We start from the raw sequence: 12880 nt of genomic DNA, 5'->3' as shown, positions 1-12880 counted from the left end.
GATCGAGCCAAAATTAAACACCTTCCGGACAATCCCATTGTAGTGGGACCACTGTCCGGAACCTTCGGGGCGCTTCAATCGTCAGGAAGTCCGTGCCATGCTCGGCAACGAGGACGGCTTCACACAGACGCATGAAGTCCTGCGGGTTCGTGATGAGCTCGATCTGCGCTTCAAGATTCATCGCGGCCCGTGCTCATGGTCGCCACCTTCTCCACCGGAGTCCCCTCTCCCAGCCAGGACGCCTCTCAGCCCAGCCGACGATCGTTTCTGCTACCAGCGACATGTCGTTAGAGATAGCCTGGAAATGCGATCGGACATCACCCTGCCGGTACTCGACGACGAGCCCTTGCGAGTCGCGAGCCACCTGAATGAACGTCTGGCCATCCGGATCATGCATCCACTCGACGATGAAGTAGTCCTCATCCCTGTTCACGACGTCCTCCACGAGAAGACGCAGGAGACTCACAGGAGGCTCGTCATAGGAGAAGTCGGACTCAGTCGAAAGGCGCAGACCAGGCAAACGCATACCCACCATCATGCCGACTTCCCTGCGTCAACGAGCACCAGAACACAAGATCCCTCTTAAATGATACAAAGAGCCATAAACCACAACAGAGCTACTCTTTGGCTTCCAGGCCCACCCGAAAGACCAAAGTTCCAGCCCTGGCAGGCCAGCACCAACCGATCCGTAGCAAGATCAAGTTTGTCCAGGTCGGTCCAGCCATGACCTCGCGCCCTGCTCATGGCCACCGCGGCTATGAGCGTTACCACTGTTGTCCAGATGCGTTCGGGTCCGTTGTTAGCAACGGCGTTAGCGGCCTGAGCGCTTGGCCCGCGCTGCAAGTCGGCGCACATGCCGCTTGTACTGACCGGCTCTCGACCTCCGTGCTCGGCCGAGGTAGGGGTCGGACGACGGGAATCGAACCCGCGTGGTCAGCTTGGGAATCAATTGAAATCCACCCTCACCGGCTCTGACCTGCGAACCCATCTTCCGGAACACGGCACCCACAGCACTCGCGCTATTCGAGGACAAGCCGACCCGGACCGCAGGGGCCGCCAGGCCCCGAGGACCGGAAGCGGCGCGTCAGCCGATCACCCCCGACCATACGCCGAACCGACGCGGGTGCACGGCCGACCGGCAGAGGCAGCGGTGTCGGTCGTGCGATCGGGAACAGGTCGTGCTCGGTCAGATCGAAAGCCAGCGAGCACAGCACCCGGTACCGGGCGGACGGGGTATGCCGTCCGCTCTCCCATTGCTTGATCATCGCCACCAGACTGGACACGGCGGGAAGCCGACGCCTGGTCGGTTCGTCGGCGGCGTCGGCCAATCGGCGGGCCAGGTCGGCGCGTGACCAGCCTCGTGCCTCTCTGTGGGATCGCATCATCGCACCCGAATTCTCGGACATCGCGTGCACCGTTCCGCAAGGGGAAGGAGCAGGTCCTTCCCAGGGCCTTCCCCCAGTCTCCCCTGCCCTCCGCCGTTGAGGCAGCGCTTCACTGGACGTCATCCATCCGCTACCGAACGGAGGTTCGCTGGTGTGCGCAGCGACGACAGAAGACCTGCAGAACAACTGGCCCGACTGGCGCATCTGGCGCTCCAGCGGCGGGTCCTGGATGGCCACACGCCGCCGGACCCTGACCGTCGACGAAGTGAGCGAGGGTCTGGCGCACACCCTCATGGAAAACGCCGAACACGAACTCCTCGCCGAGCTCGACGAACAGCAGCGCATCGAGTCCAACCGGGATGGAATGAAGTGAGCCGTCCATCGTGGGTCGCGCTCGGTCGTCTGCGCTCCGAACTCAAGGGCTCCGATATCGTGCTCGCGCCCTCAGGCATCATGTCATTCGATGCCGTTCGAGTCGTCGGTCCTGTCGGCGAACTGCTCGTGTCCGTCCGCGCCCGTGACGAGGACGGCATCGACTTCCTCGCCGCGCCGGAACCCGACCTCCCTGACGGCCCATATGAGCCACTGGGCGCCGAGGAGCAGCTCACCGAGGTCGCCGGGATCATCCGACGCAGAGTCGGTGCGACATGAGTACCGGTTCGCTGATAGCGGTCTTGGCCGCGCTGACCCTCGCCGTGGACGTGGCGGAGCCGGGGCCGCCATCGCGACTCTTTCCTCCACGCGGATCGGGCATGCCGACCGGTACACCGAGACGGCGGACAAGGCCGATCCGGCGGGCCGGAGGCGGAGCGTACGAGCCGCCAGGCTCGGAGCACCGCCGAAAGCACCCCGACGCTCTTGAACGGAGCACGCTCTGAGGCTCTCGAACGGGTGAGAAGAACGCTCTGGAAGGCGGGGAGCGGGAGGGGCGGAGCCCCTCGCCCGGGGTCTGGGGCAGAGCCCCAGAAAGCAGGGCCCCGAGCGTAGCGAGGGACCGAGAGTGCGGAGGGCGGCGGTAGCCCGGCGGCAGCACGAAGGCCCTCCCCGTGACCGGGAAGGGCCTTCGACGTGGAGCCCCGTATCGGATTCGAACCGATGACCTGCTGTTTACAAGACAGCTGCTCTGGCCGGCTGAGCTAACGAGGCGTACAACGCTATGGGGGCATGGTAGCCGGAAATCACGTGTGCCGCTGGCGCGCCAGTTCGTAGAGCGCGATCCCGGCCGCGACCCCGGCGTTCAACGACTCGGCGTGCCCGAACATCGGGATGTGGGCGAGCAGGTCGCAGTGGTCGGTGACCAGGCGGCTGAGTCCCTTGCCCTCCGAGCCCACGACGAGCACGAACGGCCCGTCGGCGGCCGGAATGTTCGCGATGGACGATCCCCCGTGAGCGTCCAGCCCCGCGACGAAGCACCCCGCGTCCTGGTAGGCCTTGAGCTGCCGCGTGAGGTTGGTGCAGCGGGCCACCGGCATGTTGGCCAGCGTCCCCGCGCTCGTCTTCCAGGCCCCCGCGTTGACGCCCGCGCTACGGCGCTCGGGCAGCAGGATCCCGCTGGCCCCGAACGCCGAGGCGGACCGGACGATCGCCCCGAGGTTGCGGGCGTCGGTGACCCCGTCGAGCGCGACGATCAGCGGGGCCGTGCCCTGCAGGAGGTCGTCCGGGTGGGCGTAGCGGTAGGGCTTCACCTGGAGCGCGAGCCCCTGGTGGACCGCCCGGTCGGTCAGCCGGTCCAGCTCGGGCTTCCCGCACTCCAGCAGCGGAATGCCCCGGTCCGCGGCGATCTTGATCGCCTCGCGGACCCGCTCGTCGCTGTCCGCCATGTAGTACAGCGTCGTGCCCGGCACACCCTCGCGCAGCGCCTCCAGCACCGGGTTGCGGCCGTGGACGAGCTCGGGCGCGTCAGGCCGCCGCGTGGCCCCCGAAGACCGCTCGGCGGCACGCCCCTGCGCAGCACCAGCGCGCGAGGAACCAGGCTTGCGCGGTCCCAGGGTCTTGCTCCCGGTCCGGGACGCGTTCTTGGCGGCACGCGCCTTGACGCGCTTGCCGTGCCAGTGCCTGTCCTCGGCCTTGGCGGTGACGCTCGGGCCCTTCTTGCCCTTCTTGGTCATCTCCGCTGCCTCTCCCTGGAAAAAACCGTCCCTCCAGGGTATAGGCCCGCCCGCCCCCGGCGGACGGGATCAACCGCGCCGGATGTCGAACCGGGGTCCCTGCGGTGTGTCCTCCACCACGATCCCGGCCTCGGCCAGCCCGTCGCGGATCGCGTCGGCGGCCGCCCAGTCCTTGCGGGCCCGCGCCGCCTGCCGCTGGTCCAGCGCGACCTTGACGAGCGCCTCCACGACGGGGCGCAGGTCGTCCTCCCCGGCGGCGGACGACCACGCCTGCGGGTCGAACCCCAGCACGCCCGTCATGGCCCGCACCGCCGACGCGGCCTCCCGCACCGCCGAGGTGTCACCGGACGCCAGGGCGCTGTTGCCGGCCCGGACGGTCTCGTGCACGACGGCGAGCGCCTGCGGGACGCCCAGGTCGTCGTCGAGCGCCTCGATGAAGGGGGCGGGCAGGTCGGCGGACGGCTTGACGTCGCCGAGCGCCTCGGCGGCCCGGACGACGAAGCCCTCGATCCGCTGGTAGGCGGCGGCCGCCTCGTCCAGGGCGCCGGGCGTGAAGTCGATGATCGAGCGGTAGTGCGCCGACGCCAGGTAGTACCGGGCCTCGACGGGGCGCACCCGGGCCAGCAGGTCGTCCAGGTACACCACGTTCCCGATGGACTTGCTCATCTTCTCGCCGTCGATGGTGAGCAGCCCGTTGTGCATCCAGTACCGGGCGAACCCGTCGCCCGCGGCCTGGGACTGGGCGATCTCGTTCTCGTGGTGCGGGAAGATCAGGTCGACGCCGCCGCCGTGGATGTCGAAGGTCGCGCCGAGGTACTTGGTGGCCATCGCCGAGCACTCCAGGTGCCAGCCGGGCCGCCCCGGTCCCCAGGGCGTCTCCCAGCTCGGCTCGCCGGGCTTGGCGCCCTTCCACAGCGCGAAGTCGCGCGGGTCGCGCTTGAGGTCCTCGTTGGGGGTGTCGCCCGCCGAGCGCATGTTCTCGAGCTTCTGGTTGGACAGCCGCCCGTACCGAGCCGCCCACGACTTCACGTCGAAGTACACGTCGTCGCCGACGTTGTAGGCGTGGCCCTTCTCGATGAGCCGGCGCATCAGCACGATCATCTCGGGCACGTGCCCCGTGGCCCGCGGCTCGATCGTCGGGTCCAGGCAGCCGAGCGTGGTGTAGCCGCGGTTGAAGACCCTCTGGTTGGCCTCGGCCACCGCGAACCACGGCACGCCGGTCGCCTCCGCCACCGCGAGGATCTTGTCGTCGACGTCCGTGACGTTGCGCGCGAACGTCACCTCGTACCCCGAGCGCGCGAGCCACCGCACCAGCAGGTCGTAGATCACGCCGGAGCGCAGGTGGCCGATGTGCGGCGCGGTCTGCGGCGTGGCCCCGCACACGTACAGTCCGACCCGGCCCGGCTTCAGGGGCTCGAAATCACGGACGGTACGCGTGCTGGTGTCATAAAGGCGCAGGCTCACGGAAGCCAAGGCTACTAACAACTGGCGCGTTCGCGAGGTCGTTGAGCCGGTTGTCGCCAAGAGCCGCATAAGTGGCGCTTGGGCGGGGAAGATGGATCTTCCATACATTCGTCTTCCCCCGAGGCGTCATGAACCCCGCTTCCCGCTCGCAGCGCGCCCTCACCGTCGTCGGTTTCCTGGCCGCCGCCGGGCTCACCGCCGGGGCGTTCGTCCTCTCCTACGACGCCCTGCGCCTGCTGGCCCTGGCGGGCCTGAACGGCGACAACGCCGACCGGTTCGGCCGGTACTACCCGGTGGTCTACGACGGCCTGGTGGCGTTCGCCCTGCTGGCGGTCTTCGTCGCCCGCGACTCGGCCTGGTGGGTGCGCTGGACGCGCTGGCTGGTGCTGCTCGTCCTCGTGGCGGGCGGGATCGCGGCCTCGGTGCAGCACGCGCTGTGGGGCTTCGCGTCGATCGAGGGCACCGCGCTGGAGGCGGGCGTGGCGTCGGGGCCGTGGGTGGCCGCGCTGCTGGCGATCTGGTTGTGGATGTCGATGATCCGGCAGCTGCGGGACGGCGCGGCGCAGCGGCGTACGGGGCGGCGGGCCTCCGGCCGGCACCGGCCCTCACGCACCGTGAAGGCCGGCGACCGCCCCGGGAGGAACGATGACGCGCCCGCGCTGATCCCGGGCCTGGTCGTCGAACGCCCCGCCGGCGACCGCCCCGAGGAGCCCGTCGAGGACCGTCCGGAACGCCAGACGGACCCGCTGCCGCTGCCGACCGCCGAGGACCTGCCCGAGGAGTACCGGGAGCCGGCCGAACCGGAGCCGGAGCCCGACCCCGGCCCGTGGGACACGCCTTGGCCGGACGGCGCCCGCGACGCCCACGAGGCCGAGCCCCCGGACGACGAGGAGCCGCCCGCACCGCCCCGCCCGCCCCTGTCCCTGCCGACGGACGTGAAGCTGGTCGGCCGGAAGGAGGACGCGCCGGAGCCGGACGAGAACACGCTGAACTCGACGACCCAGCCGGACTTCCCCCTCCCGGGAGACCGCGAGCCCGTGGAGGACCGCCCCGGGGAGGACCTCCCCGACGAGGGGGACGCCGAGACGCCTGAGGACTGGGCCGCCTACTCCCCCGAGCGCAACCCCCCGTCCGGGACCTTCCGCAGCGGCCCCCTCCCGCCGGGGCGGGACTGACGGGCCTCAGCGGGGAAAGATCAGCGCCGTGGCGATCGCGGCGATGCCCTCGCCCCGCCCGGTCAGGCCGAGCCCGTCGGTGGTGGTGGCCGAGAGGCTGACGGGCGCCCCGTCGAGCACGGCGCTGAGCGTCCTCTCCGCCTCGCCGCGCCGCTTGCCGATCTTGGGACGGTTGCCGATCACCTGGATCGCGACGTTGCCGATCTCGTAGCCGGCCTCGCGCACCAGCCGGTGCACCTCGGTGAGCAGGACCGCGCCGGACGCCCCGTGCCAGCGGGGGTCGGCCGTGCCGAAGACGGCGCCGAGGTCGCCCAGCCCCGCGGCGCCCAGCAGCGCGTCGCAGGCCGCGTGGGCGGCCACGTCGCCGTCGGAGTGGCCCTCGATGCCGTCGCCCTCACCGGGCCATTCCAGCCCCGCCACCCACAGGGGGCGGCCGGAAGCGAACGGGTGGACGTCGGTACCGACGCCCACCCGTGGATGCTTCTGAGTCATGTGGGGTATTAAAGCCCACATCCCGGGGAAGACCCCCCGAGGAGAGGAGGATTCAGCCCGCGAGGACCTCGTCCAGAAGAGCCTCGGCCTTGTCCTCGTTGGTCTTCTCGGCGAGCGCGAGCTCGCTGACGAGGATCTGCCGCGCCTTGGCGAGCATGCGCTTCTCGCCGGCCGACAGGCCGCGCTCCTTGTCGCGCCGCCAGAGGTCGCGAACGACCTCGGCGACCTTGTTGACGTCGCCGGAGGCGAGCTTCTCCAGGTTCGCCTTGTAGCGCCGAGACCAGTTGGTGGGCTCCTCGGTGTAGGGCGCCCGCAGCACCTCGAACACCTTCTCCAGGCCTTCCTGGCCGACCACATCCCGGACACCCACCAGCTCGGCGTTGTCTGCGGGGACGCGTACTGTAAGGTCTCCCTTGTCGACCTTCAGCACCAGGTAGGTCTTGTCCTCACCCTTGATGGTGCGAGTCTCGATGGCTTCGATCCGAGCAGCCCCATGGTGGGGGTAGACGACGGTGTCGCCGACCGTGAAAGTCATGTGACAAGTACCCCTTCCGCTAGGGACTAGGATAGCACGCCCTGCTCACTCCCCGTACCGGACAACAGTACATTTCCGCAGGTCACGCCAGTAATTGGGGTCTTGACAAACCTTCGGACCGGTGCAAGGGCAGCCCCTGAGCTCATTGTTCTACCCCAGGGCAACATCTCTGCAACCTGTCGGCAACATGGAGAAACGTCCTTTCTCGGTCTGTTCACGCCTTCTGGAAGAACACCGATTTTCTCCACCCGGACCATGGCCCTCCGCGGGAGGCGGACCATACTGGAAACCGGGTGCGGCCGCCGGAGGCGAGGTGCGGCATGAGACAGGACGGCGAGGACGACTACGGTCTGCCCCGGGTCGACGTGGTGGTCCCGGACGACGCGCGCGAACTGGACGCCGACGTCGCCGCGTGGCGGCGCGAGGAGCGCGAGAGACGGCGCAGGGAGCGCGTGCGCCGCCTGCTGCGCCCGTTCACCCGCCACGGGCTCGCCCTGCCCGTCCTGGCCCTCACCGTGGCCCTGGCGCTCGCCAGCGGCATCCTCATCACCTTCTTCGGCCCCCGGCCCGTTCCGCAGAGCCCCGCGGCGCCCCTGGCCGCCCCCACCGCCGCGGTGGGCTCGGTCGGCGGACGGCTGCCGGACGTCCGGGTCGTGGTGAACGCCACCTCCCGGCCCGCCGAGACCCTCCGCCCCGCCCTCCTGGTGATCCTGCCGCCGGAGTGCGGCTGCGAGCAGCAGCTGCACGAGCTGGCGCGCCAGGCCGTCGGCCAGTCGCTGCGCTTCTACCTCCTGGCCGACCTGAGAGCCGACGACCGCAGCGTGCAGAAGGCGCACAAGGACCTCCGCCCCATGGTGAACCGCATCACGGAGGCGGTGACGGGGGTCGTCGACGACCCGCGGAACGCCCTGGCCGCCGCCTACCGCGCCCGGGGCCTCACGACGGTGACCGTCCGCCCCGACGGCCTCGTCTCCCAGGTCTTCCGCGACCTCGGACCCGTGATCGACGCCCGTCTCATCAAGGTCTGATCGCAGAAGTCACCCCCGGGCCCGAGCATCTGTACCCTCTCGCTACGATTCGTGCGGACAAACCTCCATTCACTACCGTCACAGCACTGTGCGTGCACTTCTGAGGAGCTCGTCGTCGTGATCCGCAAAGTCGCCCTGCTGGCCGTTGCCGGCTCTCTCGCCCTGACCGGATGCGGCGCGGGAAGCAGCGCGGAGAGCACCAAGCCCACGCAGCTGACCGAGGGCGTCAACCTCTCCCAGAACGGGATCGACGTCCGCAACCTCTTCGTGCTGGGCCCGGTGCCCGGCGCCAAGCTGCCGATCGGCTCCTCCCTCTCGGTGTACGGCACCCTGATCAACAACGGCTCCGGCCAGAGCGACGCCCTCACCGGCGTCACCGTCGCCGACGGCATGGTCGAGCTCGGCACCGTCAAGGGCGGCGCCGTCGAGCTGCCCCGCCACAAGGCCGTCGACCTCGCCAAGCCGGCCGCCGCCGCCGCCGCTCCGAGCGCGTCCCCGAGCACCTCCCAGTCGCCGTCCCAGGCCCCCACCGGGCAGGCCGGCCAGGCCGCCGAGCAGGAGGGCGGCTCCGTGGTGGTGCTGAAGAACACCAAGAAGGAGCTCCTCGGCGGCGAGTACCTCCGCCTGACCTTCCAGTTCCGCAACGCCCAGGCGATCACGGTGACCACCCAGGTGATCCCGGCCCAGGGCTCGTACTCCACCCTGGCCCCGTCGACCGCCGCCACGCCGTCGCCCGGCCAGAGCGCCTCCGCCCCGGCCGACGAGCACGGCGAGGCCGGCGACCACGGCGAGACCGGCGTCGAGGCGACCCCGGCCGCCAACCCCACCGCCTCCAAGAAGCCCAAGAGCAAGGAGCAGGAGCAGGAGCAGCACGAGAACTGACGCTCCTCCCCCGCACGCGAGAAGGCCCCCGGCAGGACGCCGGGGGCCTTCTCGCGTGCGCGGCTCAGGTCTCGAACTTGTAGCCCAGGCCGCGGACGGTGATGATGTGGCGCGGCTCGGACGGGGTCGGCTCGATCTTGGCGCGGAGCCGCTTCACGTGGACGTCGAGGGTCTTGGTGTCGCCCACGTAGTCGGCGCCCCAGACGCGGTCGATCAGCTGCATGCGGGTGAGGACGCGGCCGGCGTTGCGCAGCAGCACCTCCAGCAGCTCGAACTCCTTGAGCGGCAGCTGGACGGTGTCGCCGCCCACGCTGACGATGTGGCGCTCCACGTCCATCCGCACGGGTCCGGCCTCCAGCACGGCCGGGGCGAGCTCCTCGACGTCGCCCTGGCGGCGCAGCACCGCGCGGATGCGGGCGACGAGCTCGCGGGAGGAGAACGGCTTGGTGACGTAGTCGTCGGCGCCGAGCTCCAGCCCCACCACCTTGTCGACCTCGCTGTCCTTGGCGGTCAGCATGATCACCGGCACGTTGGAGCGGGAGCGCAGCTCGCGGCAGACCTCGGTGCCGGGCAGGCCCGGCAGCATCAGGTCGAGCAGCACGAGGTCGGCGCCGTGGCGGTCGAAGGTCTCCAGCGCGTCGGGACCGGTGGCCGCCACGGCCACCTCGAAGCCCTCCCGGCGCAGCATGTAGGACAGGGCGTCGCTGAAGGACTCCTCGTCCTCGACGACGAGTACACGGGTCACGGAGTGTCCTCCCGGACTGACGGATCTTGCGATGGTCGTTCAGGACGCGCGAGCGCCTGTGCCTTTGCGGACGGAGGGTGGTGCGGCAGGGGGAGCCGCAGGCTGAAGGTGGAGCCGGAGCCCTCCTTGCTCCAGACCGTCACCTCGCCCCCGTGCTTGGTGGCCACGTGCTTGACGATGGCCAGGCCGAGACCGGTGCCGCCGGTCTGGCGGGAGCGGGCCGGATCCACCCGGTAGAACCGTTCGAAGATCCGCTCCAGCTCCCGTTCGGGGACCCCGATGCCCTGGTCGGTGACGCTGAGCTCGGCGTACCCGTCCAGGACGCGGGTCTCGACGGTGACCCGGGTCCGCTCGGGGCTGTAGGAGACGGCGTTGTCGATCAGGTTCTTCAGGGCGGTGTTGAGCAGCTCCTGGTCGCCGAGCACCACCAGGTCCCCGGCGCCGGTGACGACCAGCTCGGTCTCCTTGGCCTCGGCCGCCATGCGGGCGCGGTCGACCGCCTCGGCGACGACGGCGTCCAGGGGGACGGGCTTCTCCTCGGCGAGGGGCTCGTCGCCCTGCACGTGCGAGAGCGTGATCAGGTCCTGGACGAGGCTGGACAGCCGCGCCGCCTCCAGCTGCATCCGCCCGGCGAACCGGCGGACGGCCTCCTCGTCGTCGGCGGCGGTCTCGACCGTCTCGGCCAGCAGCAGCAGCGCGCCGACGGGCGTCTTGAGCTCGTGGCTGACGTTGGCGGCGAAGTCCCGCCGGATCGACTCGACGCGGCGCAGCTCGGTGAGGTCCTCGGCGAGCACCAGCACCAGCCCCTGGACGCCCAGCGGCGCGACCCGCACCGCGAACCAGCGGGTGTCGTGCCGGGTGGGGCCCAGCTGGAGCTCGGTCTCGCGGATCTCGCCGTCCCGCTGCACGAGCCGGGACAGCGCCAGCAGCTCGTCCACCATGAGCCGGTCGTCCTTGACCATGCCCAGGGCGCGGGCGGCCGGGGAGGACCGGCGCACCCGGTCCTCGCGGTCGACGACCACGACCGAGAACGGCAGCACGCCCAGGACCGCGGCGAGCCCCTGGGGCAGCGCCGGGGCCGGGGCGGGGTCGGGGTTCCTGCGCCCCTGCGCCGTCTCGCTGACCCGGATCGCCAGCCCCGTCGCGAAGCCTCCGATCAGCCCGACCAGTCCGGCCAGGCCCGCGGCCATCTCGATGTTCACATGACGGATGTTAAGCCGCTTCTGGTGCGTCCCCGCACTACAGAAGGGCACCGGGTCAGGGCGTTCGCCCAATGTTCACCTGTATATCCGGTCCAGTTCACAGCGCCTGTGGAGCATGTGGGACGAGAGAATCGGCCGCACCCGGCGTGACCGTACGAGCACGAGGAATGATTTTGCGCGACGCGTACCACGACGAACTCGACGGCATCTCCCACAAGCTCGTGGAGATGACCCGTCTTGTCCGTTCCGCCATGGACCGGGCGACCACCGCTCTGCTGGACGCGGACGCCCGGCTCGCCGAGGAGGTCATCAGCGGCGACAAGGCCATCAACAAGATCGACCTGGAGATCGAGGAGACCGTCTTCGACCTCATGGCCCGCCAGCAGCCCGTCGCCGGCGACCTGCGCACCCTCATCACGTCCCTGCGCATGAGCGCCGACCTCGAGCGCATGGGCGACCTCGCCGCCCACCTAGCCAAGACCGCGCGCCGCCGCCACCCCGAGTCCTGCGTCCCCCCGGAGCTGCAGCCCACCGTCCTCCAGATGGGCCAGATCGCCGTCCGCCTGGTGGCCAAGGCCGGCAGCGTCATCGCCTCCCAGGACGTCGCCATGGGCCTGGAGCTGGACTCCGACGACGACGCCATGGACAAGCTCCACCGCAAGCTCTTCGACGTCCTCCTCTCCCCGAAGTGGAAGCACGGCGTCGAGAAGGCCGTCGACATCACCCTCGCCGGCCGCTACTACGAGCGCTTCGCCGACCACGCCGTCCACGTCGCCGGCGACGTCGTCTACATGGTCACCGGCCAGCGCCCCGAGGACATCATCGACGAGTTCTCCTGACGGACCCCACCTGGAAGGGCCGCGTCGCAGGACGCGGCCCTTCCCCTTGCCCTGGGGCGCCCCCGAGGGCGGCCGAAGATTTTCGGGAGCCGGTCCTACTGTTTGCGATCCGGCGGACGCGGTCACGTACCACCCTGCGACGATCTCCCGGCCCGGGCATGTGCCTGGACGCAGGACACCGGAAGAAACGTCTGCGGAGACGCGCTCGGCCACCTCCCCCCATGGACGCCGTCCCGCAGCCGCTCATGAGAGGAAGTGCCATGAACAACCTCGGTCTGCAGGGAAAGTCGGCCATCGTCACCGGGGGCGCCTCGGGGATCGGCGGGGCCGTGACGAAGCTGTTCGTCGAGCGCGGCGCCCGGGTCGTCGCCGTCGACCTGCAGCAGGAGGCCGGGGAGGCGCTCGTCCGCGAGCTGGGTGACTCCGTGGCCTTCCTGCGGGGCGACGTGTCCGACCCGGCCGTCGCGCGGGCGGCCGTCGAGCTGGCCGTCGAGCGCTTCGGGAAGCTCGACGTCCTGGTGAACAACGCGAGCGCGTCGCGGCAGAAGCCGTTCGAGGAGCAGACCGACGAGGACTGGGACCTCGCGATGAACTCCAGCCTGTACGCCACCCGCAACTTCATGCTCGCCGCCCTCCCCGAACTGAAGAAGACCGGCAACGCCTCGGTCATCAACTTCGGCTCCGGCGCCGGCCTCGACGGCCAGCCCAACCAGGCCTCCTACGCCGCGGCGAAGGAGGCCATCCGCGGCCTCAGCCGCGTCGTCGCCAACGAGTGGGCCCCCCACAACATCCGCGTCAACGTCGTCTGCCCCATGGCCCTGACCGCCGGCGTGGTCCAGTGGTCCAAGGCCCGCCCCGAGCAGTACGCCCAGTCCGCCGCCAAGGTCCCCCTGGGCCGCTTCGGCGACCCCGACCGCGACGTCGCCCCCATCGTCGCCTTCCTCGCCGGTGACGACGCCCGGTACATGACCGGCCAGACCGTCATGGCCGACGGCGGCGCCATCAAGCTCCGCTGACCCGCGCCC

Annotated in this window: 14 protein-coding genes and 1 tRNA gene; 7 read left to right on the top strand and 8 right to left on the bottom strand. The window is 70.2% G+C overall.

Going from position 1 to position 12880, the window contains the following annotated elements; all coding sequences use genetic code 11:
* Positions 1 to 193 precede the first annotated feature (193 nt).
* Positions 194 to 538 (bottom strand): hypothetical protein, encoded by a 345-nt coding sequence (locus tag ABD140_RS28180; protein WP_344244038.1) that lies wholly within the window; start codon positions 536 to 538, stop codon positions 194 to 196.
* A gap of 998 nt (positions 539 to 1536) precedes the next feature.
* On the opposite strand from ABD140_RS28180, the gene ABD140_RS28175 reads away from it, so the two are divergent.
* Positions 1537 to 1758 (top strand): hypothetical protein, encoded by a 222-nt coding sequence (locus ABD140_RS28175; protein WP_344244037.1) that lies wholly within the window; start codon positions 1537 to 1539, stop codon positions 1756 to 1758.
* The gene (locus ABD140_RS28170) at positions 1755 to 2036 is read left to right on the top strand and encodes a hypothetical protein (protein ID WP_344244036.1); all 282 of its coding nucleotides are present in this window, start codon (positions 1755 to 1757) and stop codon (positions 2034 to 2036) included. The genes ABD140_RS28175 and ABD140_RS28170 overlap by 4 nt, the downstream gene beginning before the upstream one ends.
* Positions 2037 to 2454: 418 nt before the next feature.
* Here ABD140_RS28170 and ABD140_RS28165 read toward each other — a convergent pair.
* From ABD140_RS28165 to cysS, 3 genes are all read right to left on the bottom strand, one after another.
* Positions 2455 to 2531 (bottom strand) — tRNA-Thr (locus tag ABD140_RS28165).
* A gap of 32 nt (positions 2532 to 2563) precedes the next feature.
* Positions 2564 to 3493, bottom strand: coding sequence for a 23S rRNA (guanosine(2251)-2'-O)-methyltransferase RlmB (rlmB, locus tag ABD140_RS28160; RefSeq protein ID WP_344244035.1), 930 nt, complete (start codon positions 3491 to 3493; stop codon positions 2564 to 2566).
* A 69-nt stretch (positions 3494 to 3562) separates the two neighbouring features.
* Complete coding sequence (gene cysS, locus ABD140_RS28155; RefSeq protein ID WP_344244034.1) at positions 3563 to 4957, bottom strand: cysteine--tRNA ligase; 1395 nt, start codon at positions 4955 to 4957, stop codon at positions 3563 to 3565.
* Between the two features lie 128 nt (positions 4958 to 5085).
* Here cysS and ABD140_RS28150 point away from each other — a divergent pair, with 128 nt between their 5' ends.
* Complete coding sequence (locus tag ABD140_RS28150) at positions 5086 to 6132, top strand: hypothetical protein (RefSeq protein ID WP_344244032.1); 1047 nt, start codon at positions 5086 to 5088, stop codon at positions 6130 to 6132.
* Between the two features lie 6 nt (positions 6133 to 6138).
* Here the strand turns inward: ABD140_RS28150 and ispF are convergent, their stop codons facing one another.
* Positions 6139 to 6624, bottom strand: a complete 486-nt coding sequence (ispF, locus tag ABD140_RS28145) for a 2-C-methyl-D-erythritol 2,4-cyclodiphosphate synthase (RefSeq protein WP_344244031.1) — start codon at positions 6622 to 6624, stop codon at positions 6139 to 6141.
* A gap of 52 nt (positions 6625 to 6676) precedes the next feature.
* On the bottom strand, positions 6677 to 7159 hold the full coding sequence (locus ABD140_RS28140) for a CarD family transcriptional regulator (RefSeq protein ID WP_106397345.1): 483 nt from the start codon (positions 7157 to 7159) through the stop codon (positions 6677 to 6679).
* A 320-nt stretch (positions 7160 to 7479) separates the two neighbouring features.
* On the opposite strand from ABD140_RS28140, the gene ABD140_RS28135 reads away from it, so the two are divergent.
* Both ABD140_RS28135 and ABD140_RS28130 read left to right on the top strand, forming a co-directional pair.
* Positions 7480 to 8187: a hypothetical protein gene (locus ABD140_RS28135; RefSeq protein WP_344244029.1), complete on the top strand. Its 708-nt coding sequence runs from the start codon at positions 7480 to 7482 to the stop codon at positions 8185 to 8187.
* A gap of 117 nt (positions 8188 to 8304) precedes the next feature.
* Positions 8305 to 9069, top strand: a complete 765-nt coding sequence (locus ABD140_RS28130) for a copper chaperone PCu(A)C domain-containing protein (protein ID WP_344244028.1) — start codon at positions 8305 to 8307, stop codon at positions 9067 to 9069.
* Positions 9070 to 9133: 64 nt separating this feature from the next.
* Here the strand turns inward: ABD140_RS28130 and ABD140_RS28125 are convergent, their stop codons facing one another.
* A complete protein-coding gene (locus tag ABD140_RS28125) occupies positions 9134 to 9814 on the bottom strand; it encodes a response regulator (protein WP_344244027.1) in 681 nt (226 codons plus the stop codon).
* Positions 9811 to 11016, bottom strand: coding sequence for a sensor histidine kinase (locus tag ABD140_RS28120; protein WP_344244026.1), 1206 nt, complete (start codon positions 11014 to 11016; stop codon positions 9811 to 9813). The genes ABD140_RS28125 and ABD140_RS28120 overlap by 4 nt, the downstream gene beginning before the upstream one ends.
* Positions 11017 to 11189: 173 nt before the next feature.
* On the opposite strand from ABD140_RS28120, the gene phoU reads away from it, so the two are divergent.
* Both phoU and ABD140_RS28110 read left to right on the top strand, forming a co-directional pair.
* Positions 11190 to 11855 (top strand): phosphate signaling complex protein PhoU, encoded by a 666-nt coding sequence (phoU, locus tag ABD140_RS28115; RefSeq protein ID WP_344244025.1) that lies wholly within the window; start codon positions 11190 to 11192, stop codon positions 11853 to 11855.
* Positions 11856 to 12115: 260 nt separating this feature from the next.
* A complete protein-coding gene (locus ABD140_RS28110; RefSeq protein WP_344244024.1) occupies positions 12116 to 12871 on the top strand; it encodes an SDR family NAD(P)-dependent oxidoreductase in 756 nt (251 codons plus the stop codon).
* Positions 12872 to 12880 lie beyond the last annotated feature (9 nt).

The organism is Actinocorallia libanotica, from assembly GCF_039525175.1.
Lineage (GTDB): Bacteria > Actinomycetota > Actinomycetes > Streptosporangiales > Streptosporangiaceae > Actinocorallia > Actinocorallia libanotica.
The sequence above is the reverse complement of the archived record's forward strand: the minus strand, read 5'-3'. Positions and strand labels throughout refer to the sequence as shown.

Coding starts and splice junctions, on each gene's coding strand:
- rlmB (WP_344244035.1), bottom strand. CDS start 3,493: ATGACCAAGAAGGGCAAGAAGGGCCCGAGCGTCACCGCCAAGGCCGAG.
- ABD140_RS28110 (WP_344244024.1), top strand. CDS start 12,116: ATGAACAACCTCGGTCTGCAGGGAAAGTCGGCCATCGTCACCGGGGGC.
- ABD140_RS28180 (WP_344244038.1), bottom strand. CDS start 538: ATGATGGTGGGTATGCGTTTGCCTGGTCTGCGCCTTTCGACTGAGTCC.
- ABD140_RS28135 (WP_344244029.1), top strand. CDS start 7,480: ATGAGACAGGACGGCGAGGACGACTACGGTCTGCCCCGGGTCGACGTG.
- ABD140_RS28140 (WP_106397345.1), bottom strand. CDS start 7,159: ATGACTTTCACGGTCGGCGACACCGTCGTCTACCCCCACCATGGGGCT.
- ABD140_RS28150 (WP_344244032.1), top strand. CDS start 5,086: ATGAACCCCGCTTCCCGCTCGCAGCGCGCCCTCACCGTCGTCGGTTTC.
- ispF (WP_344244031.1), bottom strand. CDS start 6,624: ATGACTCAGAAGCATCCACGGGTGGGCGTCGGTACCGACGTCCACCCG.